We start from the raw sequence: 20,791 nt of genomic DNA on the forward strand, positions 1-20,791 counted from the left end.
TATTATATCATACAGCCGTACTTGTCATCTGACAAGCACAGCGTACTAGCACCCTTACTTTTCAATCTTCACAATGTCTTCTTGCTCTCTATTGACAGAGCCGCTTGCTTTAAGGCTGACTGTTTCTCCTTCAGCAAGGTTTGTAAATACAATTGGTGTCATAAGAGACGGTACATTCGGTTTGACTGCGTCCAAATCAACTTCAAGAAGTTTTTGTCCAGGCTCAACGCGATCTCCTTCTGATACGAAAGACGTAAATCCTTCGCCCTTTAGGCTGACTGTGTCAATACCAAAGTGGATCAAAATTTCTCTTCCGCCGTCCGATTGCAGGCCGATCGCATGTTTTGTCGGGAACACATTTAGAATTTTCCCTCGAACCGGTGATACAACAATACCTTCAAAAGGATGAATCGCAAATCCGTCACCCATCATTTTTCCTGAGAAAACTTGATCAGGAACATCAGTAATCGGGTGAACTTCCCCGGCAATCGGAGAAACGAAAACTTCCTCGCCGATTTCATTTTGCAGAGGCTCTGCAATGACTTCCTCAACCTGTTGACCTACTTCATCTTGGGCAGATGCCGTCGGTTCCGGTCTTGGTTTGCGCCCCGCAATAATGTCTTGCATCTGTGTTTTTAAACCGTCGGAACGCGGTCCGAAAATAGCTTGAATGTTGTTGCCGACTTCCAGCACCCCGGACGCACCGAGCTGTTTCAGACGGTCTTTATCAACCTTTTTCTGATCGTTTACAGTCACACGAAGACGAGTGATACAAGCATCAAGGTGTTTGATGTTTTCCTGGTCTCCCATTGCCTGAAGGATCTCATAAGGAAGGTCTCCTGCTTTACCAGTTTTCCCAGATGCCGCTGTTTCAGCCGCAGCATCCTCACGTCCCGGTGTTTTCAGATTAAATTTGCGGATCGCAAATCGGAATCCGAAGTAATAAATGACCGCAATTCCTAAGCCGACAGGGATGACGAGCCACCATGCCGTCCGGTTCGGTAAGATACCGAATAAGAAGTAGTCAATTAAACCGCCGGAGAACGTCATACCAATCTTGACATGCAACAGCTGCATGACCATGAATGAAAGTCCGGCGAACACACAGTGAATCGCAAACAGAATCGGAGCAACGAATAAGAATGAGAATTCCAATGGCTCTGTAATCCCTGTTAAGAAGGATGTCAAGGCCGCTGACCCCATAATACCTGCAACGAGTTTTTTGTTTTGCGGTTTTGCTTCATGATAAATCGCAAGCGCTGCAGCAGGCAGACCGAACATCATAAATGGATATTTACCTGTCATGAACGTACCTGCTGTCAACTGTACGCCGTCTTTAATCTGTGCCATAAAAATACGCTGATCTCCGCGGATAATTTCTCCTGCTGCACTCTTATAGCTGAAGAATTCATACCAGAACGGCGAATAAAAAATGTGATGTAAACCAAATGGAATAAGCGAACGTTCAATCACCCCGAAGATAAATGCAGCAAGGGTTGGATTCGCTTCCACTAATCCTGTTGAAAAGGCATTCAATCCATGCTGGATAGGAGGCCAGATCACTAACATAATAAGACCCAGAATCAGTGCGGAAATTGATGTAACTATGGGAACAAAACGTTTGCCCGCAAAGAAACCAAGATATTGCGGCAGTTCAATTGTGTAAAATTTATTGAACAATAATGCAGCTAACACACCGACAATGATGCCGCCGAATACCCCTGTCGCCAAGGTAGGTATACCAAGCATGTTTACGTATGCAGGATGGTTTTCAGTGAAGAACTTGGCTCTTTCAATTGAATCGGAAGGAATGGTTCCGTTTGCAAGAAGAACCGCACTCATGGATACATTCATTACCAGATAACCGATAATTGCTGCAATCCCTGCAACTCCATCGCCGTTGGCAAGCCCGATCGCTACACCTACTGCGAAAAGAAGCGGAAGGTTATCGAAAACAATCTGCCCAGCGCTTTCCATAACACTTGCTACGAGCTGAACATTGTCATTGCTCAAAAAATGCAGGACTTGTATCATGTCCTTATTTTGCATCGCATTCCCAATCGCAAGCAAAATACCCGCAGCCGGAAGGATCGCAACTGGAAGCATAAGCGCACGCCCTATTTTTTGAAGAACGCCGAATAATGCTTTAAACATAAGAATTGACCTCCTCTTTTTACTAGTTTGACCTTACAGCTCAAAATCATGACAACGAATTCACAGGCGCAAGTTTTCCAGTTTAACCGTTTACATTTGTCCCTTTACACAACAAAAAGGCATGAGCAAAATGGGGTGCACAAAAGAACGAGAATGAACTTCCCGTTTTTTTCCCTCAATCACTCATGCCTGATCGGATCAGTAACACGTTATAAGGATAAACTGAATTATGAAATTTTATTGGTTAATCGGTACAGATGAAGCGTCAAGTAAACCGCTTCCGCCTCATGAACTGGTTTCTTCAATGTTTGCTGCAAGATTTTAATCAATTTCCAAGCTGTATTGTAGCATAGCGGATATTCATTTTTCAATAATAACATTAATTTTTCTGGTTCTTTAGTTGGTTCTTCTTGTTTGATTCTTTCTATTATAAACCTGATATGCCGGATCAGCCGCAAATAGTTGACACTTTCCTTATTTACTTTCATTTGAAACGAGTCTTCAATCACCTCAACAAGCTGCGCCATCAAGTGCGAATGCTGATTGACTTCGGCCAGCGGACGATTTGTCAGAGCTGAATGGATATGCAGGGCAATAAAACCGATTTCCCCTTCTGGAAGGCAGATTCCCGCTTTTTCATTGACCATATCTATGACTTCTTCGGCAATTTTGTACTCTTCAGGATATAGTGACTGAGTTTCCATGAGGAATGGATTTTTCATATCAAAGCCCTGCTGCTGCCTTTTGATGGCAAATGCGATATGGTCTGTCAGCGCAATATGAATATGTTCATTTAATGAGTGGTTTGTCCTCTTACTGATGTGATAGATGACATCGTTTGCAATAGCAACGAGTTTTTCATCAATATAGTCAAGGAGCTTTTTAAACTGTTTTTGTTCCTTCTCGTCCTTTAAAATGAACATTTTTTCGTAGCCTTTATCTTCTATGAGATCATCTTGTTTTTTTCCGAAACCAATACCTTTCCCGATTAAAACGACTTCGCTGTATTTATGATGAGAAGCAATTAAGACGTTATTATTCAGTACCTTTTTCACTGTGAAGGACCCATTCATGATCCTCAGCTCCTTTGTCATTCAATACCTCATATCGTACATAACGAACAGAATGCACGTCAAACCTTTTTTCAACGCTTTCACTAAACAGTCGATCTTTCGATGAGACGGTAATCGAGAACTTTCCTTTCAATCGGGTGTCCCTGAATTCTATTTTCCAGCATAGCAAACGCCTGCTTGCCCATTTTTTTCGTTTGAATATCGATCGTTGTGATACTAAGCAATTGGCTGATTTCATGGTTATCAATGCTTAAGATGGCAAGTTCACCAGGTACCGATACCCACTGTTTTTCCGCTTCAAGCAAAAGCCCTGCTGAAACTTGATCATTGGCAACAAAAATAGCTGTCGGCTTTTCTCTCCACTTGTTCCACTTATGGAAAAGTGCCTTTCCATCATTAATGGTGATCGCTTTCTCAATTATCCAGTCTTCCCGAAATACCTCTCCAATCTCTTCCAATGCATCTTTATAGGCTTTGATTCGAAAATAGCTGTTCATGCCCTTTTTTCTTGCCAAACAGATGGCTATTTTTTTGTGCCCTTTGGCAATTAAATAGTCCAAGCCGTTCCGGAATGCTTCTTGGTGAGGAATACTGATGGTTGGAAAACGGCCGATATCTGAATTCTGGCAAAGCACTATTGGGCCTTTCCATTCCATGAGTTTTTTATCACCAATCGCCTTTGAACAAAAAATCAACCCGTCCACCTGACGCTGTTTTAATTGGGACAGCGCAACCATTTCTTTCTGAACATCATAGTTTGTTTGGAATAAAGAGAGGTGAATTCCGGATTCTGCCGCTGAGTCAGCTATACCTGCGATCAGCTCTGCAAAATAAGGCAAATTAATCGTCGGCAAAACAACACCAATCATGTTTGAATATCCTTTCGACAAATGCATAGCGTGAATATTTCTTGTATACTCCAATGCTTCCATCGCCTCAAGCACTCTATTTCTTTTGTCTTCGCTGACGTAAGGATGATGGTTTATAACGCGGGAAACCGTTGTAACGGAGACACCGGCTTTTTCTGCAATGTCTTTGATATTAGCCATAGATTCCCTTCTTTCTAAATCCCCTTGCTCTGGAATGCGTTTCATACAATATGATATGAACATACCAGACATATGTTTGTTATTAGCTGAAAGGAGAAGATCACACATGGGTTTCTTCATTTTAATTGGATTATGTCTGACTGTTGTCGGCAGCAGCTGTCTTGCTGTAAAACCTCTCAACCAAAAACATGAGGTGAAACCATTCCGTACATTTGATGATTTCTTTATTTAATGCAGATAAAAAAGGACGATGTCGAGAACAAAGTCCTTTTTTACTTCCTGCTACGGCAGTATCGTTAATTCCTTTGGATATCGAGTCAGAGCAACCGCTCCGTCCTTTGTTACATGAATGTCATCCTCAATGCGAACACCGCCGATTTCAGGCACATAAATCCCCGGTTCGATCGTGTAGACCATGCCTTCCTGCAGAAGCGTATCGTTAGCCTGGCTCATTGATGGGTACTCATGGACAGAAATTCCGAGTCCGTGTCCCAGCCGGTGAGGAAAATAATCTCCATATCCAGCTTTTTCAATGATTCCGCGGGCCGTTAAATCTAGATCACCGATTCTGACACCGGGTTTGCTTGCCTCAACCGCTGCTTTTTCAGCTTGAAGCACAGTCTCATAAATCTCCTGTTGCTTCGGATTAATGCTCTTGTATGCAAACGTTCTTGTAATATCAGAGCAGTATCCATCAAGAATAACACCGAGATCAAATAAAACAAGATCCCCTTTCTTCAATGTAGCTGTCCCCGGATTTCCGTGAGGCTGGCCTGATTTTTCTCCAAACAGAACCATTGTGGAGAACGACATGCCCTGAATACCTTTTTTCTTCAATTCATATTCGATTTGAGCGAGTACTTCCACTTCACTGATGCCTTCCCGCAAAGCGGCTGTGCCGACTTCAACACCGTAGTCAGCAAGTTTTGCCGCCTCTTTCAGCGAACGAATCTCCTTATCATCTTTAATCAAACGAAATTGATTAAGTGTTTCTTCAGCTGATACAAATTGAGCCCCGCCGGCTGAATGCTTCAGCTGTTCTGCGCGCGATAGCGAGATTGAATCCTTTTCTACCGCAAGTGTATGTATACTGATGTTTCGCTTTTTCAAGGCTTTCTCGATCAGCTCCCACGGATTTTCATGATCCGCATAACCAATGATTTCATGATTCCAGCCTGCGTTGCGGGCTTGGTTGGCTTCCATTCCAGGACAAACAAAGAAAGGCTCCTCTTCTTGAAAAATAAATAAACCCATCAATCTTTCATGCGGCTCTGTGTAAAAACCGGTTAAGTAAAAAACATTTTCTTTCGTATGAATAAATGCGGCAGTATGCCCCGCTTCCTTCAGCCATGAAGAGACGCGTTGTATTCTATTCACTTTTTGTTCCTCCCTGCCATTTGCAATGCAATGTTCTGTCTTTATTGTAACAGGTTTTACAGGTATTTGCCTTTCACGGCGTCTCCATTTTCGATTGTATTTTGTTTCCTGCCCCGCTTCCTGTATACTGGCAGTAGAATTCAATCGCAGGGAGTTGTTCCGTTTTGCTGATGAATTTTTTCAGACGAAAAGCAGTGATGCTCTTAACGGTTTTGGGAATTTCCGCTCCTTTTATCGGTATGAAGATGGTCGGTTTTTATTATTACAGTTCTATCATAGGCTGTGGAGCGGGCTTCCTTTGCTGTATCCTCGCTCTCATCCTTATTATGAAAAGATCGGAACATGACAAAAAAGAAGGAAAAGTTTGATACATAAAAAACCAGCAGCCCTATTGGACTGCCGGTTTTATTTAAGAAGTCTTAATCCGTTTAAGATAACCAAAATCGTACTGCCTTCATGACCAATCACGCCAAAGGGCAATTCCATTACCTGCAAAAAGTTTGCACAAATCAGCAGACAGATCACCGCTAAAGAAAACACGATATTTTGTTTGATAATCTTGTTCATTTTGCGTGACAAACGGCACATGTTGACGAGCTTTTTCAAATCGTTTTGCATGAGGACCATATCAGCTGTCTCAAGAGCGACATCTGTCCCTCCGCCCATTGCAATGCCGACATCCGCCGCTTTGAGTGCAGGCGCATCATTGATTCCGTCACCGACCATTGCAATCTTTCCGAATTCTTCTTTTAACCGTTTGATTTCATTCACTTTTTGATCAGGCAGGCATTCTGCCGCTACAGTTGTCATTCCGGCTTCCTTCGCTATCGCTTGAGCCGTGTCCTCATGATCTCCTGTCAGCATGGCCGTTTTAATCCCAAGCCGGTTTAAATCTTCCATGACCTCTTTTGCTTCAGGTCTGATTTGATCTTTCAGAGCGATACAACCGGCTATTTGGTCATCTTTTTTCACAAATACAACCGTGTGGCCATTTTGAATGACATCTGCTGACGTTTCTTTTATAAATTGCGCCGCCATTTGCTCACCGATAAATCCCGCTTTGCCGATCTTCCATTTCGCACCTGACACTTCTGCCATTACGCCAAATCCTGATGTTTCTTCTATAGATAGATAGCCCGATTGATTCACACCACGACCTTCAGCGTATGTTGTGATTGCTTGAGCAAGCGGATGGCTTGATTGCGTTTCGATGGCATAGACAGCTTCAAGCACTTCTTTTTCACTGAATCCTTCTGCAATTTTGATCGCCTCAACGGCAGGCTGGCCTTTAGTGACTGTACCCGTTTTATCAAAGGCGATCATTTGAACAGAGCCCAGCTGTTCAAGAAAGACGCTCCCTTTCACAAGCATGCCGTTGCGGGCGCCATTTGAAATCAAGGACAGCGCAGCCGGCATAATAGAGGCGACAAGCGCGCAAGGTGAAGCGACAACCATAAACACCATTGCGCGGTAGAAAGTTTCACTCCAGCTCCAGCCCAGCGCAAAGTGCGGCACAAATAACAAAAGCCCTACTGCGATCAGCACACCTTTCACATAAACATTTTCAAAACGTTCGATGAAAGCCTGTGCCGGTGAAACACTGCTTTGCGCAGATTCAACAAGTTTGATAATTTTTCTGAATAGCGAATCTTCATTTGCTTTGGTGACACGGACGGTCAAGGAGCTGTTGCGATTCACAGTTCCCGTAAATACGTCATCCCCGGTGTTTTTTTCTACAGGCATTGATTCACCTGTTAATGCTGACTCGTCAATGCTTGTTGAGCCCGATTCGATGACACCGTCTGCCGCTACTCGTTCTCCAGGTTTGATCACAATCATATCACCGGCCCGCAAGTCCGAAACCGGAATTCTTTTGGCCTCTCCATTGACCATCAGTGTAGCTTCTTCAGGCTCAAGCTGCATTAATGATGTTAAATCTTTGCTGCTTTTATTCATCGTGTAAGTTTCTAAAGCGCCGCTTAAGGAAAAAATAAATATTAAAATAGCACCCTCTGCCCAGTATCCGATCAGTGCAGAACCAATGGCAGCGAAAATCATTAAAAGTTCTACATTAAGCGTTTTGGATTGGAGCGTATCTTCGATTCCTTCCTTTGCTTTCGCAAATCCCCCGATCACAAAAGCCAGCAAGTAAAGCGTTACCGATAATACTTGATGTCCGGATAAAAGCCAGCCAGCTAAAATGAGAGCGCCTGACACGAGTGCCGCGATAAGCTCAGCATGCTGCAGCCAGTTTTTCTCTTTCCGCTCTGTCTTTAATGGTTCATCTGGCTCGTGTTGAATGGTAACTTGTTCATTCATATCAAATTCTCCCCTCTAATTGAGAATGTATATCATCTTCATTTCTCTTATAAAAATAAAATTGCCGCCCTTAAGGCAGCTTTATGTCCGTTATTTCTTGATGTCTTCTTTATTATAGCATGAGCAATGAGAATTTCAATTATAATTATTTTAATTTCTTTTTGATAATAATTATCATTAATACCTTGCGATTTTTTCATCATATTAAAAAAGCTGAGAGTCTACGCTCCCAGCTATTCTTCCATCCATTCTTTCAGTTGTTCCGCTGTCATCGGTCCAATTTTTGTTTTTTCGATTTCTCCCTTTTCATTTAGCAAAAATGATGTAGGGATCGTAATGATGTGATACTCCTTCATCAATTCCCCTTTTGAGTCAAGAACGATCGGAAATGTGAGCTTGTTTGCTTTAATATAATCTTCAACCGCTTTCTGATTCTGTTCTGAGTTCACTAAATTTACCGTTACCAGCTTTACGCTGCCGGACTGATGTGCATTGTAAAATGATTGAAACTGGGGAAGCTCTTTTTTACATGGCGGACACCATGATGTCCAAAAATGCAGGATGGTTTTTTGCCCTTTAGTCGGGACCCGGATATCCTCTCCTTCTATCGTTTTCATCAGGAAAACAGCGGGAGCTGCAGGCTGTTTGTCTTCAGCGGCTGCCACATCAGGAAACGACGCAATCATTCCCCAAGATATAAGACATACAATAAGCAAGCGCTTCGTCAACATGGAAATCTTCCTTTCATGCTTTTCCATTAGCCTGCCCCTGCTTTTTCTGTATCATCCTTCAATTCGCGGCGTCCTGCTTCCTCCCATAAGAAAGACAGATACCTGCAGCGCTTTGCAGATCGTGGCATAGTGGAGGCTCGTCAGCAAAATCATGCCGGTGTTCATCCCAAGGATAATTCCAAGCATTTGCAAATTCTCCATTGAGCCCAGCACATACATCATACTTAACGCAACGATGTGGCTCCACACATTGTGATAAAAAGCTTCTTTTACAAACCCCATCCCGATTAAGCACGCCTGCAGCGGCATGACAAAAAGATGAAAGAGAAAGTAAGGCCATAACAGCTGTAAGTAATATTTTGCTTCAGGCGAGTGAAAAAACAAATGTGTGAGAGGTTCCGCAAACTGAAACATGATCCAGACAGCCGGTATGCCATAACCAAACGTAATGAAAATCGACTGTTTCAGTCTTTTTAATACAACATCATACTGTGAAAGTGCATAAGCTTCCGAAATACTCGGTATCATAACGATCATTAACGAATGGGCAATAAAAGCAGGAAACGATCCTATCGTCACAGCCACTCCCGCCAGCATTCCGTATTGATCAATCGCCGCTGTCCCGGCAACACCCGCAGCCAAAAGCGCCCCTTTTACTAAAAACGGTTCAATGGCGTTAACAACCGCATGAAAAATGCGCAATCCTGTTGTAGGAATGGAAACGGCAAGCAGTCTTTTTCTTACATCCTTTCCGCGCAAATGAATGTGCTGCTGGCCGGATATCGCCCGCCTTGCCATAATAAATTGTGAATATAAATAAACAAGCACGACTACATCACTCACAACGAGGACAAACAAGGATATCAGCACGGCCATGTCCAACTCAAATGAGTACCATTGAAAAAAGAGAAACAAACACAAAAGCTGGATTATTTTTTTCAGGACATTGGCGACTGCAATCTTCCCCATTTGTTGCACACCCATAAAGTATCCCCTGGCGATTGAAGTAAAGGCGACAACAGGGATTAAGCCGGTCACAATCCCTTTAATAAAAGGGTTGTAAGTATCAAATACAGGAATAAACGGGAGCGCAATACTGGCAGCAACAGTAGAAAACGCTGTAAAAACGGCTGTCATTTTGAATGCGTGCCTCAGCATGCTTTCATGGAGCTTAGGATTTGATTCGGCAATGAATTTAGAAATTGAGATGGGCAGTTCCAGGCTGGCAATGACAATGATTAAAAAGATCGTAGGCAAAATACTCATATAAAGCCCCATCCCATGCTCGCCAAGCTCTCGCGCTAAAATCATATTCACGACAAATTCAAGGCATTCAGCAAAAAAGGCGGCAATGGATAAAAGAATGATCCCTTTTATAAATCGATTCATGATGTCTCTCCTTGTCTCTTGTACTACCAACATCATATGAGACAAGTTTAAAAATTATTTTATTTTTACTCGTCATATATAAAAAAAGCACAGCTGAGACAAATTGTCTCTTCTGTGCTTATATAGCAAAAACGTGTCTGCCGATTTTTTCTACAGTTTTTCGCGAACGAATCCAATGATCTGACGCTGTTTTCGGATTATAAAAGAATATAGCATCAGTTTCTCTTTTTTTTGAAGACAGCACTTCTTTGGCAGCATCAATTGATTCTTTATCAGGCTTTTGATTGATGCTTCCGTTTGCGACCGGTTCAAAGGCGTTTTTTTGATAAATAACCCCTCTTACAGTATCAGGAAAACCTTTTTTCTCCGTTCTATTCAGTACAACGCTAGCAACAGCGACCTTGCCTTTATAGGATTCTCCCTTAGCCTCTGCGTGCACGAGACGAGAAAGCAATTCTTTTTCGGACTGCGAATATGTTTCTTCCTGATCATCCGTTTGCGATTTTTCGTCTTTTTTTTCAGTGTTCGCTGATAGCCTGATCGGCTTTATGTTTTTCTTCTCTTTATCAGCAGACAGTGAAGAGAAAGATGTGTCTGTATCTTGATTTATAGGTGTAAGCAGCTTTACTTCTTCATGTTTTGTTTTCTTCGTGCTCAGCAGTGAAGCTTGTGTATGTTCAATTTTCGAAGCAGGCATGAAACAAAGAAGAAAAACAGCCAGGGCCGTGAATTTTGTTGTCATACAGTTTCCTCCTTAAAGTGCTCAAAAAACACTTCATTACCTTAACAAGAGAACAAATCAATTTCACGGGAAAAGATTTTCCAACTCTCCCAAGGAGACACCTGGATGGAATATAACGGAATACAGACTTGGTTAATGGAAGAAAAATAGGCTGATATTCTATAAATCTTGTTAATTCGTAACATGTTTATCCAGTTTTAATATTTTACATTTTATTTACACTTATTACGGAAGAACGTAATAAACAGCCTGTATTCTGTCATATATGATAAAAAGGCTTCTCACAGAGGAGAAACCTTCAGCTTCTTGGCTGTTCTAAGTATTGAAAGATGACATCTCCGCCTTGCTGGGCAATCCCTCGGAAATGTTTAAAATCGTCTTGTTTAGATAAGACGGCTCTAAAATCGAGGAAATGCTCTTTTTGGACTCTCAGTTCATTTATTGCGCCGATGCGCAGCTGCTCAATCATTTCGGTTATCTCTTCGGGACGCAACGAAAATTCCCCCCTCTTCTTTCTTTTAACGAAAATCAATATATCATCTTTACAGCGCCAGGACAATTCATTAGGGAGATAAAACTCCTTATCGCTTTACTTCTCAATGAAAATACTGCAAAATACTTTCAAAAGGCATTATTATGTTTAAAGGAGAGGAAGCTTGTGAAAATCGCAAAGGTTGGAAACGTGATTGAATTTAAAAACGGATTAACCGGTGTTGTCGAAAAAGTGAATGAAAATTCTGTTATCGTTGATGTCACGATAATGGATAATTATCGTGATCTTGAATTAGATTCATTGACAGTTGTTAATCATAAAAATTATAAGATCATCAGAGACTCCTATTAATCCTCCTCATCCCACATTTATTCGCAAAAACTGCACGTCAGACACTGAAACACCTTACATATGAAATTCGCTTTCTCAAAAGCTGCCGTCCGGCAGCTTTTTACACACAAAAAAACACCGATTATGAATCGGCGTTTTTGTCTATTTCCGTTATTTCTATATAGAATTCACTGACGGACTCTGGCTCGTACAGATTGGTCAATGACGTTGAATAATTTGTGATTTCCCCCTGAAAGTCAAGCTTTCGTTCCGGAACCTCGACATGAAATGTTTTTTCATATAACAGGACAGCGATATCATGGTAAGTCTCACTCGTCACATTTAGCGTAAGAGCAATTTTGCGCTTCGGCTCGTTCTCCTCTTGATATGCAGCCATTTCTAGCGTTACATCGTTTAATCGCAAAGTCTTCACTTTCTTATCACTCCTTTATCGTCCATGCATCTTAGCATACCTTAGCGAATGTTTACAATGAATCAGTTCTGACCAGTTATGTGAACCATTTCTTTAGAAAAGACACCTTTACAAACATACGTTCGATATTTTATAATAAAACAGACGAGTTGCCATCCAGCATCCCGTCTTTTCATTAGAAAGCGGCGAGCAGAATTCTCCCCCGAATTCGCTCGTCTTTTTTTAAAAATAATCAGGGTGTACAAATTTCAATAACGCGTAACTGAGGTACTTTAAAAATAAAAAACAGACGTGTGATGACACACGTCTAGGTCAGAATAGCCTCTACATTAACGATTATCAACCGTCTCCGGATACAAATCATGATTCATCATACGATACTCAGCCATCTTCTATATTTTTTGCATTTTCTTTGAAAGTTACATTAAGATTCCTAAGTTGCACTTAGTATAATAAGAACCTCACAAGTTTCCGTTTCACTATTAGTTGCGTAGAAACTTCGGAAAATGGACAAAAAAATTAAGCCGGCGACAAACCGGCTTTAAACTTCGGAACATTCGTCAATTAACTTTTCTGGAACGTCATGGACGGATGCCGACTGTCCTTCGATCTTATAATTCCGTTCTTCGCGTTGCCGGCCGATTATCCTGCCGGTCAGGGCTTCCGCCGACAGCCACGTCAGCCCGTCCGCTTTAACGCCCCAATACTGAGCTGTCTCGCCTATTAAACAATCGCAGTCGCCTCCGGTGAAGAACAGGCGCACGAACTGCGTGACACTCATATTCGCTAATTCCCGTCCGTCGAGCTTCTTTAGGGCCGCCGTCGTCTTAGTAAACTCGAATGCGAATGACGCCGGATGTACATCGTCGTATAAGTGATAACCGTCATCCTTCCGCGATAGGCCGCCAGTGTCGTAAAACGCAAACCTGCCGCCGCCCATCGCATCAAAGTCGCATAATGCTACCGTATCCGCTGCGATGAGATAGGCGTCATGAATTTCTTTATATAGGAAGTCTGTCGATCCGTGTCGAACTAGCCGTACTTTTTCCATTTCGTTTCCCCCTCGAGTCTTAGATATAAGGTACAAAAGCACGCTCTAATTCAGTCCGTTCTTTTCTGAGTGCTGATCTGTCTTGGTGCAGTCGCTTGTTATCCGCGCAAAGGTCCGGCTAAACGACTGCTTAACGTCGCGGCTTCTTCAATATTTGCGTCGATTAATCCGAAGCGCACTTTAGCGATCTCGTAACTATTTTCGTGAAAAGCAAGTTCAGCTTCGCACCATTTGCGGTGGGTCTCGTCTTTTTTCGCGATCAAAGTCTCTTTAGTCGACTCCTTAAGCGATTGGCGTACCTCGTCCGATAAGTTGTGCAGTGACTGTAGCGCGTAATCAATGGGGAAAACGTCTAGTACGGTACCATTTTCCGCAATTACAAGGCGGACTCTTTCGCTATAGTTGTCGTAAACGGCTTGGCTGCCGCTTGTTGTATCGAGAGACCAAACGAACGCGGCGCCTTGCGCATATTTCGGTAATACGTTTTGTGCCTGCACTTTTGATAGGCCGAGACGTACCGTTGCTTTTTTAACTGCCGCTTTAGAAACGTTAAATTTCTCCATAGTTTTCCCTCCCCAAATTAAAACCAATTCGAACTAAATCAGTAAACGACATATTTGCGAGCTCAGAAACATCGATTTTGCGGAGGTCTGCGCCTACCTTTGACGTGTCTACCATAAAAAACCGAGGATAGTTGTTTTCATAAAGATGGTATCCGTCGCTCCTTTTTTCTAACCGGTCAGTATCGTAAAACACCAGACCGTCATCCGAGCATGTTCCAATAATATCGGCCGCAATTAACCAGGCGTCAGAGATTTCGTGTATTTCCTGTTTTGTATCGAATGTTTCCCCGTGATAATGCAGCTTTACTGCTTTCGGTTGAAATGTATCCGTCATGCCGACTGCACCTCCTCACCGAATAGTTCTCGCGCTGCCGTGACGCCGCTTTCGGTGCAGCCTGCGAATGCTCTCCGGGACACTTGCGGCAAGAGTGCGGCGAATTCTTCTGGGTTTAAGTTAACGAATTGTTCTGTTCCTGAAATGTACACATTGAACCATCCCACAATAGTTCGAACATAACGAATTTGCATTTGTATTCCTCCTCGAGATTTTGTTACGCTTTTGAGTACCATATTAGTTAGGATTATACGGTACGCTATTACGTAAAGACAAGAAAAAAATGCACTTGGAGGGCAAAAATGAAAAAAGTCAGTGTGAATATCGGAGAAATCTTGGAAAAAGAAAACCTTTCACTTAGAAGCCTCGCTGACAAATGCGGAATCAGACACGCTGCGCTTAGCGAATTGATTAATGGGAAAAGACAAAATATTAATTTTGGACATATTGAGCGAATCGCCAACACTTTTAACATTGAAGATATCAATGAAATTTTAAGTTTAGTTGAGGTAGAAGAAGAAAATGATGTTTGAAGAAGAAAAACAAGAGTGGCTTCTTTTTAAAGAAAGGAAGTTAAACGTCCCAGTATTCAAGGTTAATTCTACATATGAGGTGCATGCATCGATTATTGGAAAAGGTACATACACAGCCCGCGGCCTTGAAAAATGGTCGACTATTGCGGAAGCTATTGAGGGCATTAATAAAAAATAAATACACAATATTAGAAAAAAAACAAAAGCCCGACTCGATTGAGCGGGCTATCTATTTTTCAATTTTAGTTTTTTCGATTTCATCATCATAGATGGTATAGGACTGTATCTCCTTATTCGGAGGATCATATATTCCTTGGAATTTACTTTCCTTATCTCCGTTTAAATATCCTTCTACCCTGATACCCCCCATCGGACTTATGTAGTAGTCGTCAGAAAAACTAACATCTTTAACGCCTTTGTAATTTTCATACAAAAACTTCTCCATATGTTCTTGAGCTTCTTTAACAAAAGCAATCTCTTTTTCTTTTTGATCATGCAGATACTTCATAATAAATCCTCCAACTGCTATAATTATTAAAATAAGGATAATTATGTACTTTTTCTTTTTCAAAGAAACCAACCCTTTCATACCCTAATTTTACAAAAATAAAGAGGCGATGTATATGACCAAAGACATAAAAGTGCCAAATGTATCAGATAAAACTTATTTCATTCTTAATAGAGAGGCCTACGACCGCGAACGGTTGGACGATCTAATGAAGTCTGGAAAACCAATACAAACCGAAAAGAATTCGTATTGGTACGTAGAAAAAATTAAAAGGGATAACGATACAGGACTTGATGGCGTTGTTTTTTCGCTGGGTCAAAAGACAAAAAACGGCAAGTGGGTAAAATCAGCTAATCCCCAAAATGTTGTCGTAGCCTTCGCAGGTACCGATCTCGCAAAAGACTCGATCAGTGATGGTGTAAAAGCCGATGGCGGCAACATTGTTATGGGAATCGATCCTACTAAAGAAGGTCAATATATCATTAAAAAAGATGCGAAAGACACGTCTAAAACACTCGGAAAATACAATGGCACACCTTCTCAAGACTCGCTGCTTACAACCGGGAACTATACACTCATTACGAAAACATCGCAAATCGACCAAGCAGATCAGCTCGTTAAGGAAGTTAAAAAAAAGTATAACGGAACTTCAACGATTGTTTCAACTACCGGCCATTCGCTTGGCGGTGCAGAAGCCGAATACAGTGCGGTCAATAATGACATTTATGCGGTCGCGTTTAACAGTCCTTCTGTCGTCAAACTACATACTGATCATAAGCAAGAAGAAATAAATGATGGCTTGTACGACCCTTACGTGAGGTCTATCATCAACCCGGATGATATGGTCGGAGCTGGTTATTGGAACGAGTATGATCGCCACAATGGAACCACCATTTACACAAAAAATCCTGCACTATCGCAATTCAGTCGCGAACAGAGACTTAGCGGGAAATGGGGGGACCAAATCACTAAGAACCTCGCCTACTTTATAGGCACAGTTATTGTTCGCAATCCAGATACACACGGTCTAAATGAGGCAAACTTTATATTTGATGAAAACGGAAATATCACGAACGTAAACGGTGATGAGCTTGTGTACGATAAAAATCTGAACGCAATGCTGCCGGCTGGTGCGATCGGCGGCGGGGATGCCATTAAAGTAACGCCCAAAAGCGCGAAAAAACTGGCCGAAAAAGTTGACGCGATGGTCGAGGATCTGAGAATGATGAAAAAAGAAGCGCAAAATGCCTATCAAGAGCACGATGAAAAAGTTGCTGAACTAAAAACGGAATTTTACGGTCAAGTTGGATATGGCTTTTACGATCAACTGAATGCGCAGGATGTAACAAATACACTGGAGGATATCGCCCAATCTTACGATAAAGGACCGATATTTTACGATACACAGGCTGAACAATCATACATAGATTCCCTACAGACAGCGATTAGAGACCTTGAGGAAATAGGCGGCTTCTTGAATAAAATTGCCGACGATTTTGAGGAAAAAGATCAGATGCTTGCCAATTGGCTGAGATTATAGGAGTGACAAAGCAATGCCGACATTAGATAACCTTTTAGAACATAAAGATGATCCAATGAAAAAACAGCTGCAGCGTCAAATGTTAAAAACAGGCATGACGAAAGTGGCAAATACCAAGCTTGAGACGGTTCGCAAAAACCTTAAACCAAAGTTCGAAATGAATTCGCTGCAGGAAGAATTAAACGATGTTTATTCAGCTCTTTTATACAGCTTCGAGGGAAAAGCGCAAAAGGCCATTGCTCAGCGTATCAGTGAAAGTGCCCAGCTTATCGTGAACGCAGAGAACGACGGTGAAACTTTTGTCAGCAGCTTTAAAACGCGATAAAAAGCAGCCTTAATGATCGATGATAACCAACAGCTACAATAGACAAGTTCTGTCGCAGAGGTGGTCGAAATGAAACTTACGGTAAAGCCTCGTCTTGGCTCGGTTCTTTCGCGATTAGACTGGTCGCAATCCGAATTATCACGTAGATCCGGCGTTCCGCAGGCGTCGATTTCTCGGTTCGATAATTCCGAAAGACACTACGACTGGCATGTCGCATCGATAATGAAAGCAACCGGAGCCAAATACGAAGAATTATTCGAAGTAAAAGAAACGGAAGAGGACGCTGAATAATCGGCGTCTTTTTTTGTCTTGAAATTCGTTCGCCCTTCGAGTTCAAAATTTTGCGCGCAAGTTCCGAACAGCAGATGAGCCGGCCTTGGCGGGGGCACTTGGGGGGTCGGCGGCTTTTTATTTATTCTCCGTTTAAATACGATTGTATATTTCATTCATGTTTATGAATAACGAATTTAACATAATGAAGTTGAGTTAAATTCAATAACAATTATAAACGTTGGTATATCAACGTTAGCAGGCGATTACCCTACGTAACAAATCGTATGTATTTTATGCAACGTTGAAGCCGCGCCACACCAACACCCCGCCGACCGCCATATGCCGCATGCAATGTATAAGATACTGCATATTAGTAATTCGTCGGTGTTACACGCATCTATCAGTTGGACGCAATGTGTCCCGATAATGACACGCTCACATATTGCTGGAGTCGTTGAGCTGACGCGGTTTAACTCACTACTCTCTTATGTAATAACGCTATAACCTAGTGCCCCCATGCCCGTATTACAGGCGTAACAGTACGCAACCCCCTGAGTTTCGGGCGGCCATCCGCAGTAGGTGCGGTTCGTTAGTGCAGACCCTATACCTCGATAGCCTCATACGCAGCCTCGATCTCCTCCGCAGTAATGCCGATATACCTTAACGTCTGCGCCTCCGAACTATGGCCGAATATCTTCATAATCCGCGTAATACAGTAAATTAATACTATTTTTTAACGAAACACGAGCGAAACTATTCACTAACAATGCGACAAACTAACGCACGAAGACGCTACCGAGACGTTAACGAATCGAATCGCGCAAAAAAAATCCCCGTCAAAAAGACAGGGATCGTGGTCACACTTTTGTATATTTTCGGTCACGGTGTGGTCACAAGAGGGCCGCCAAATTGTGACCGGGTCACATTTACGCATAAAATGTACGTTGAATGTTCGGTTTTTACTGTGACCTCACTCCGTTTCACACAACGGAATAATTAACGATTATCAACCGTCTCCGGATACAAATCATGATTCATCATACGATACTCAGCCATCTTCTCGTACTTCGTGCCCGGCTTTCCGTAGTTTGTATACGGATCAATGGAAATTCCGCCTCTTGGCGTGAATTTGCCCCATACTTCAATGTAGCGCGGGTCCATTAATTCGATCAAATCGTTCATAATGATGTTCATGCAGTCTTCGTGGAAGTCACCGTGATTTCTGAAGCTGAACAGGTACAGCTTTAATGATTTGCTTTCCACCATTTTTTCATCAGGAATGTAGCTGATGTAGATTGTTGCAAAATCAGGCTGACCGGTTTTCGGGCATAAAGATGTAAATTCAGGACAATTAAATTTCACAAAGTAATCACGGTTCACATGTTTATTTGGGAAGGATTCCAGCACGTCCGGCGCATATTCGAACAAATAATTTGTTCCTTGGTTGCCAAGCAGTGTGACACCCTCTAATTCTGAGTCTTTTCTAGTCGTCATATCCATCTTCCTTTCTATTATACGCCTCGTTTGTTGCCCCATAACAGGGTGTGCAGCTGCGGAAGCACTCGAACCAGGTTCAGTTCCGCATCAACCGCTACCTTATCAACAAGCGCTTCATATTTTCCAAGCAAATGTGCAATCAATGTTTGGTCATCTGTCGTATGCACGTCATCATTACCGACCTGTAAATAAAACGGGATTCCCGGGTAACGCTTGTGCACCGTTTTGGCAAATGCCAAATCTTCATCATTAAAAATGACAACCTTTAAGCTGACAGCATGCTGTCTGTTATTCTCTTTCAGTGAAGTCAAAATGTGGTCAAGTTTTTGAAAGTTCGTGACCATTTTGGAACTTGGCGGTTTTGGAGAAATTGTCAGATCATCAATTAGCGTAAACCAATCCTGATAAATGGTCCCTTGAGTTTCAAGCGCTGCACGGATGTTGTTTTCCTTCAGCAGTTCGATAAAAGCATCGAGCTGTTTTAACAGCGCAGGGTTGCCGCCTGAGATCGTTACGTGAGAAAACGCTTCTCCCCCGATGTCTTTAAGCTCTGCCAAAATCTCCTCAGCCGTCATCCAGCGAATATCTTTTTTAGCAGACCCATCCCAAGTGAAGGCGGAGTCACACCAGCTGCATGAATAATCACAGCCAGCAGTCCGGACGAACATTGTTTTCTGTCCGATCACCATGCCTTCCCCTTGAATCGTCGGGCCGAAAATTTCTAATACAGGAATTCCTTTAGCCATTCAAACCACCCTTTTTCGGACGGTAGACACAATAACTTGTCGGTGTTTCACGGACAAACACCTGTACACAGCTCGGCTTATTCTCCAATGTGTCTAAATAAGCCTGTACGTTGTCATAAATCGTTTTTGCCACAACTTCAGTTGTCGGCAGCGAATATCGGTCATCCTGAGAAAAATCTTCATGATCATTTAAAAGCGTATGATCATAGTTTCCGTGCACAAGCTTTTTGAGCAGGCTGAAATTGACAAGGAAGCCGGAATCGTCAAGTTCGTCGCCGGCAACAGTGATATTTACGGTATACGTATGCCCATGAACCCTGCTGCATGCCCCCGCACTTTCCCGGGGAATAAAATGAGCAGCTGAGATGTGCATGTCCTTATTCAGTTCAAATGAATAAGGATGCTGGACCTGCGGATAAATTTGAGATAACAATTTAAGCACGTTCTCCTTTCATCGCCATATATTCTTCATATCCTCTTGAGCGAAGATGGCATGCCGGACATTCTCCGCAGCCGTCTGCGATGATGCCGTTATAGCATGTCAGCGTGTTGTTCTTTACAAAATCAAGCGCATCAAGCTCATCTGCAAGCTTCCACGTTTCTGCCTTATTAAGCCACATGAGAGGCGTATGAATCACAAACGGCTTCTCCATCGCCAGGTTTACCGTTACATTGCAAGATTTCACAAATTCATCACGGCAGTCGGGATAACCGCTGAAGTCTGTTTCGCAAACTCCTGTAATAATATGGCGCGCTCCAATTTGGTACGCGAGGATAGACGCAAAGGATAGGAATACCAAATTGCGGCCTGGAACAAATGTAGATGGCAGTTCGCCGTCTTTTACTTCTATCTCAATATCATTTCTTGTCAAGGCATTCGGTGCAAGCTGATTTAACAATGACATATCAAGCAAGTGGTTTTTCACACCAAGTTTTTCCGCAATGGATTTTGCCACGTCAATTTCCTGTGAATGACGCTGATTATAATGAAAAGTCACTGTTTCGACTTCTTCAAATTCTTTCAAAGCCCACAGTAAGCAGGTGGTGCTGTCTTGACCGCCGCTAAATACGACAATTGCTTTTTCTTTTTTCATGATTCCTCTCCTTCTCCGCAATAAAAACGTCGGCGAGAGACATCGCTACAACTGATTCACACAAAAAAACACCTTTCGGAAGGTGCTCTAGAAAAACATAAAAAAGGCCGTATCCAAGGATACAGCTCGTCCTTAGTTTTTTATAGAGGGTGTAGCTAGAACCTCTCCCGCTATCGCACGGATTTTCTTCAATTTTTCACTTCTGCTATCTTACCATAATGTTGTTTTTCTTGACAA

The 20,791-nt window shown here is 42.4% G+C and carries 27 protein-coding genes, 1 pseudogene and 1 riboswitch; of the genes and pseudogenes, 8 read left to right on the forward strand and 20 right to left on the reverse strand.

Features of this window, described 5'->3' with window-relative positions:
• Positions 1 to 54 precede the first annotated feature (54 nt).
• The 3 genes from ptsG to AAGG74_RS06775 form a co-directional block, all read right to left on the reverse strand.
• On the reverse strand, positions 55 to 2,154 hold the full coding sequence (ptsG, locus tag AAGG74_RS06765) for a PTS glucose transporter subunit IIABC (RefSeq protein WP_429674876.1): 2,100 nt from the start codon (positions 2,152 to 2,154) through the stop codon (positions 55 to 57).
• A 227-nt stretch (positions 2,155 to 2,381) separates the two neighbouring features.
• Positions 2,382 to 3,248 carry a glucose PTS transporter transcription antiterminator GlcT gene (glcT, locus tag AAGG74_RS06770; protein ID WP_162101381.1) on the reverse strand — a complete coding sequence of 289 codons (867 nt, stop codon included), beginning with the start codon at positions 3,246 to 3,248 and terminating at the stop codon, positions 2,382 to 2,384.
• A 62-nt stretch (positions 3,249 to 3,310) separates the two neighbouring features.
• Positions 3,311 to 4,276 carry a LacI family DNA-binding transcriptional regulator gene (locus AAGG74_RS06775; protein ID WP_429674877.1) on the reverse strand — a complete coding sequence of 322 codons (966 nt, stop codon included), beginning with the start codon at positions 4,274 to 4,276 and terminating at the stop codon, positions 3,311 to 3,313.
• A gap of 106 nt (positions 4,277 to 4,382) precedes the next feature.
• On the opposite strand from AAGG74_RS06775, the gene AAGG74_RS06780 reads away from it, so the two are divergent.
• Positions 4,383 to 4,508, forward strand: coding sequence for a hypothetical protein (locus AAGG74_RS06780; protein ID WP_258894737.1), 126 nt, complete (start codon positions 4,383 to 4,385; stop codon positions 4,506 to 4,508).
• 50 nt (positions 4,509 to 4,558) lie between these two features.
• On the opposite strand, the gene papB is transcribed toward AAGG74_RS06780, so the two are convergent.
• A complete protein-coding gene (gene papB, locus AAGG74_RS06785) occupies positions 4,559 to 5,653 on the reverse strand; it encodes a di/tri-peptidase (protein ID WP_429674878.1) in 1,095 nt (364 codons plus the stop codon).
• Positions 5,654 to 5,817: 164 nt separating this feature from the next.
• Between papB and AAGG74_RS06790 the strand changes: the two genes are divergently transcribed.
• Positions 5,818 to 6,021 carry a hypothetical protein gene (locus AAGG74_RS06790; protein ID WP_429674879.1) on the forward strand — a complete coding sequence of 68 codons (204 nt, stop codon included), beginning with the start codon at positions 5,818 to 5,820 and terminating at the stop codon, positions 6,019 to 6,021.
• 37 nt (positions 6,022 to 6,058) lie between these two features.
• On the opposite strand, the gene AAGG74_RS06795 is transcribed toward AAGG74_RS06790, so the two are convergent.
• The 5 genes from AAGG74_RS06795 to AAGG74_RS06815 all read right to left on the reverse strand — a co-directional run bounded on the left by AAGG74_RS06795 (position 6,059) and on the right by AAGG74_RS06815 (position 11,327).
• On the reverse strand, positions 6,059 to 7,972 hold the full coding sequence (locus AAGG74_RS06795; RefSeq protein ID WP_429674880.1) for a heavy metal translocating P-type ATPase: 1,914 nt from the start codon (positions 7,970 to 7,972) through the stop codon (positions 6,059 to 6,061).
• A 233-nt stretch (positions 7,973 to 8,205) separates the two neighbouring features.
• Entirely contained in the window at positions 8,206 to 8,703 is a 498-nt protein-coding gene (gene stoA, locus AAGG74_RS06800; RefSeq protein WP_429675243.1) for an endospore biogenesis thiol-disulfide oxidoreductase StoA, read from the reverse strand.
• Between the two features lie 51 nt (positions 8,704 to 8,754).
• Entirely contained in the window at positions 8,755 to 10,092 is a 1,338-nt protein-coding gene (gene ykvU, locus AAGG74_RS06805) for a sporulation protein YkvU (protein ID WP_429674881.1), read from the reverse strand.
• 118 nt (positions 10,093 to 10,210) lie between these two features.
• Entirely contained in the window at positions 10,211 to 10,834 is a 624-nt protein-coding gene (locus AAGG74_RS06810; protein WP_162101375.1) for a cell wall hydrolase, read from the reverse strand.
• A 298-nt stretch (positions 10,835 to 11,132) separates the two neighbouring features.
• Positions 11,133 to 11,327, reverse strand: a complete 195-nt coding sequence (locus AAGG74_RS06815; protein WP_162101374.1) for a hypothetical protein — start codon at positions 11,325 to 11,327, stop codon at positions 11,133 to 11,135.
• 165 nt (positions 11,328 to 11,492) lie between these two features.
• Between AAGG74_RS06815 and AAGG74_RS06820 the strand changes: the two genes are divergently transcribed.
• Positions 11,493 to 11,678 carry a YkvS family protein gene (locus tag AAGG74_RS06820; protein WP_003232446.1) on the forward strand — a complete coding sequence of 62 codons (186 nt, stop codon included), beginning with the start codon at positions 11,493 to 11,495 and terminating at the stop codon, positions 11,676 to 11,678.
• Between the two features lie 121 nt (positions 11,679 to 11,799).
• Here AAGG74_RS06820 and AAGG74_RS06825 read toward each other — a convergent pair whose 3' ends face one another.
• The 6 genes and pseudogenes from AAGG74_RS06825 to AAGG74_RS06850 all read right to left on the reverse strand — a co-directional run bounded on the left by AAGG74_RS06825 (position 11,800) and on the right by AAGG74_RS06850 (position 14,232).
• Positions 11,800 to 12,090, reverse strand: a complete 291-nt coding sequence (locus AAGG74_RS06825; RefSeq protein ID WP_225494103.1) for a DUF3219 family protein — start codon at positions 12,088 to 12,090, stop codon at positions 11,800 to 11,802.
• A 329-nt stretch (positions 12,091 to 12,419) separates the two neighbouring features.
• Positions 12,420 to 12,496 (reverse strand): annotated as a pseudogene (locus AAGG74_RS06830) (preQ(1) synthase); the annotation flags it as partial.
• 135 nt (positions 12,497 to 12,631) lie between these two features.
• The gene (locus AAGG74_RS06835) at positions 12,632 to 13,141 is read right to left on the reverse strand and encodes a hypothetical protein (RefSeq protein WP_429674882.1); all 510 of its coding nucleotides are present in this window, start codon (positions 13,139 to 13,141) and stop codon (positions 12,632 to 12,634) included.
• 98 nt (positions 13,142 to 13,239) lie between these two features.
• On the reverse strand, positions 13,240 to 13,704 hold the full coding sequence (locus AAGG74_RS06840) for a hypothetical protein (protein ID WP_429674883.1): 465 nt from the start codon (positions 13,702 to 13,704) through the stop codon (positions 13,240 to 13,242).
• On the reverse strand, positions 13,691 to 14,038 hold the full coding sequence (locus tag AAGG74_RS06845; protein ID WP_429674884.1) for a hypothetical protein: 348 nt from the start codon (positions 14,036 to 14,038) through the stop codon (positions 13,691 to 13,693). Before AAGG74_RS06845 ends, AAGG74_RS06840 begins: the two co-directional genes overlap by 14 nt.
• Positions 14,035 to 14,232 (reverse strand): hypothetical protein, encoded by a 198-nt coding sequence (locus AAGG74_RS06850; RefSeq protein WP_429674885.1) that lies wholly within the window; start codon positions 14,230 to 14,232, stop codon positions 14,035 to 14,037. The genes AAGG74_RS06845 and AAGG74_RS06850 overlap by 4 nt, the downstream gene beginning before the upstream one ends.
• A gap of 108 nt (positions 14,233 to 14,340) precedes the next feature.
• Here AAGG74_RS06850 and AAGG74_RS06855 point away from each other — a divergent pair, with 108 nt between their 5' ends.
• Positions 14,341 to 14,571, forward strand: a complete 231-nt coding sequence (locus tag AAGG74_RS06855) for a helix-turn-helix domain-containing protein (protein WP_048350433.1) — start codon at positions 14,341 to 14,343, stop codon at positions 14,569 to 14,571.
• The gene (locus AAGG74_RS06860) at positions 14,564 to 14,749 is read left to right on the forward strand and encodes a hypothetical protein (protein ID WP_429674887.1); all 186 of its coding nucleotides are present in this window, start codon (positions 14,564 to 14,566) and stop codon (positions 14,747 to 14,749) included. The genes AAGG74_RS06855 and AAGG74_RS06860 overlap by 8 nt, the downstream gene beginning before the upstream one ends.
• Before the next feature lie 51 nt (positions 14,750 to 14,800).
• Here AAGG74_RS06860 and AAGG74_RS06865 read toward each other — a convergent pair whose 3' ends face one another.
• On the reverse strand, positions 14,801 to 15,142 hold the full coding sequence (locus AAGG74_RS06865; RefSeq protein WP_429674888.1) for a DUF1433 domain-containing protein: 342 nt from the start codon (positions 15,140 to 15,142) through the stop codon (positions 14,801 to 14,803).
• 52 nt (positions 15,143 to 15,194) lie between these two features.
• On the opposite strand from AAGG74_RS06865, the gene AAGG74_RS06870 reads away from it, so the two are divergent.
• The 3 genes from AAGG74_RS06870 to AAGG74_RS06880 all read left to right on the forward strand — a co-directional run bounded on the left by AAGG74_RS06870 (position 15,195) and on the right by AAGG74_RS06880 (position 17,235).
• Complete coding sequence (locus tag AAGG74_RS06870; protein ID WP_429674889.1) at positions 15,195 to 16,619, forward strand: lipase; 1,425 nt, start codon at positions 15,195 to 15,197, stop codon at positions 16,617 to 16,619.
• A 13-nt stretch (positions 16,620 to 16,632) separates the two neighbouring features.
• Positions 16,633 to 16,944 (forward strand): hypothetical protein, encoded by a 312-nt coding sequence (locus AAGG74_RS06875; protein ID WP_429674890.1) that lies wholly within the window; start codon positions 16,633 to 16,635, stop codon positions 16,942 to 16,944.
• Between the two features lie 69 nt (positions 16,945 to 17,013).
• Positions 17,014 to 17,235: an XRE family transcriptional regulator gene (locus AAGG74_RS06880; RefSeq protein WP_225494111.1), complete on the forward strand. Its 222-nt coding sequence runs from the start codon at positions 17,014 to 17,016 to the stop codon at positions 17,233 to 17,235.
• A gap of 978 nt (positions 17,236 to 18,213) precedes the next feature.
• Here AAGG74_RS06880 and queF read toward each other — a convergent pair.
• The 4 genes from queF to queC are packed head-to-tail and all read right to left on the reverse strand — an operon-like array spanning position 18,214 to position 20,554.
• Complete coding sequence (gene queF / locus AAGG74_RS06885) at positions 18,214 to 18,711, reverse strand: preQ(1) synthase (RefSeq protein WP_225494114.1); 498 nt, start codon at positions 18,709 to 18,711, stop codon at positions 18,214 to 18,216.
• Between the two features lie 17 nt (positions 18,712 to 18,728).
• Complete coding sequence (gene queE / locus AAGG74_RS06890) at positions 18,729 to 19,460, reverse strand: 7-carboxy-7-deazaguanine synthase QueE (protein WP_225494115.1); 732 nt, start codon at positions 19,458 to 19,460, stop codon at positions 18,729 to 18,731.
• Positions 19,453 to 19,902, reverse strand: coding sequence for a 6-carboxytetrahydropterin synthase QueD (gene queD, locus AAGG74_RS06895; protein WP_162101370.1), 450 nt, complete (start codon positions 19,900 to 19,902; stop codon positions 19,453 to 19,455). The genes queE and queD overlap by 8 nt, the downstream gene beginning before the upstream one ends.
• Entirely contained in the window at positions 19,895 to 20,554 is a 660-nt protein-coding gene (gene queC / locus AAGG74_RS06900; RefSeq protein ID WP_162101369.1) for a 7-cyano-7-deazaguanine synthase QueC, read from the reverse strand. The genes queD and queC overlap by 8 nt, the downstream gene beginning before the upstream one ends.
• A gap of 126 nt (positions 20,555 to 20,680) precedes the next feature.
• A riboswitch (PreQ1 riboswitch) is annotated at positions 20,681 to 20,725 on the reverse strand.
• Positions 20,726 to 20,791 lie beyond the last annotated feature (66 nt).

It is taken from the genome of Bacillus mexicanus, from assembly GCF_050445615.1.
Lineage (GTDB): Bacteria > Bacillota > Bacilli > Bacillales > Bacillaceae > Bacillus > Bacillus mexicanus.

Excerpts from the sequence above, each read along its gene's own strand:
- ptsG (WP_429674876.1), bottom strand. The coding sequence starts at position 2,154 with ATGTTTAAAGCATTATTCGGCGTTCTTCAAAAAATAGGGCGTGCGCTT.
- glcT (WP_162101381.1), bottom strand. The coding sequence starts at position 3,248 with ATGACAAAGGAGCTGAGGATCATGAATGGGTCCTTCACAGTGAAAAAG.
- AAGG74_RS06775 (WP_429674877.1), bottom strand. The coding sequence starts at position 4,276 with ATGGCTAATATCAAAGACATTGCAGAAAAAGCCGGTGTCTCCGTTACA.
- AAGG74_RS06780 (WP_258894737.1), top strand. The coding sequence starts at position 4,383 with ATGGGTTTCTTCATTTTAATTGGATTATGTCTGACTGTTGTCGGCAGC.
- AAGG74_RS06795 (WP_429674880.1), bottom strand. The coding sequence starts at position 7,972 with ATGAATGAACAAGTTACCATTCAACACGAGCCAGATGAACCATTAAAG.
- stoA (WP_429675243.1), bottom strand. The coding sequence starts at position 8,703 with ATGTTGACGAAGCGCTTGCTTATTGTATGTCTTATATCTTGGGGAATG.
- ykvU (WP_429674881.1), bottom strand. The coding sequence starts at position 10,092 with ATGAATCGATTTATAAAAGGGATCATTCTTTTATCCATTGCCGCCTTT.
- AAGG74_RS06810 (WP_162101375.1), bottom strand. The coding sequence starts at position 10,834 with ATGACAACAAAATTCACGGCCCTGGCTGTTTTTCTTCTTTGTTTCATG.
- AAGG74_RS06835 (WP_429674882.1), bottom strand. The coding sequence starts at position 13,141 with ATGGAAAAAGTACGGCTAGTTCGACACGGATCGACAGACTTCCTATAT.
- AAGG74_RS06840 (WP_429674883.1), bottom strand. The coding sequence starts at position 13,704 with ATGGAGAAATTTAACGTTTCTAAAGCGGCAGTTAAAAAAGCAACGGTA.
- AAGG74_RS06845 (WP_429674884.1), bottom strand. The coding sequence starts at position 14,038 with ATGACGGATACATTTCAACCGAAAGCAGTAAAGCTGCATTATCACGGG.
- AAGG74_RS06850 (WP_429674885.1), bottom strand. The coding sequence starts at position 14,232 with ATGCAAATTCGTTATGTTCGAACTATTGTGGGATGGTTCAATGTGTAC.
- AAGG74_RS06855 (WP_048350433.1), top strand. The coding sequence starts at position 14,341 with ATGAAAAAAGTCAGTGTGAATATCGGAGAAATCTTGGAAAAAGAAAAC.
- AAGG74_RS06860 (WP_429674887.1), top strand. The coding sequence starts at position 14,564 with ATGTTTGAAGAAGAAAAACAAGAGTGGCTTCTTTTTAAAGAAAGGAAG.
- AAGG74_RS06870 (WP_429674889.1), top strand. The coding sequence starts at position 15,195 with ATGACCAAAGACATAAAAGTGCCAAATGTATCAGATAAAACTTATTTC.
- AAGG74_RS06875 (WP_429674890.1), top strand. The coding sequence starts at position 16,633 with ATGCCGACATTAGATAACCTTTTAGAACATAAAGATGATCCAATGAAA.
- AAGG74_RS06880 (WP_225494111.1), top strand. The coding sequence starts at position 17,014 with ATGAAACTTACGGTAAAGCCTCGTCTTGGCTCGGTTCTTTCGCGATTA.
- queF (WP_225494114.1), bottom strand. The coding sequence starts at position 18,711 with ATGACGACTAGAAAAGACTCAGAATTAGAGGGTGTCACACTGCTTGGC.
- queE (WP_225494115.1), bottom strand. The coding sequence starts at position 19,460 with ATGGCTAAAGGAATTCCTGTATTAGAAATTTTCGGCCCGACGATTCAA.
- queC (WP_162101369.1), bottom strand. The coding sequence starts at position 20,554 with ATGAAAAAAGAAAAAGCAATTGTCGTATTTAGCGGCGGTCAAGACAGC.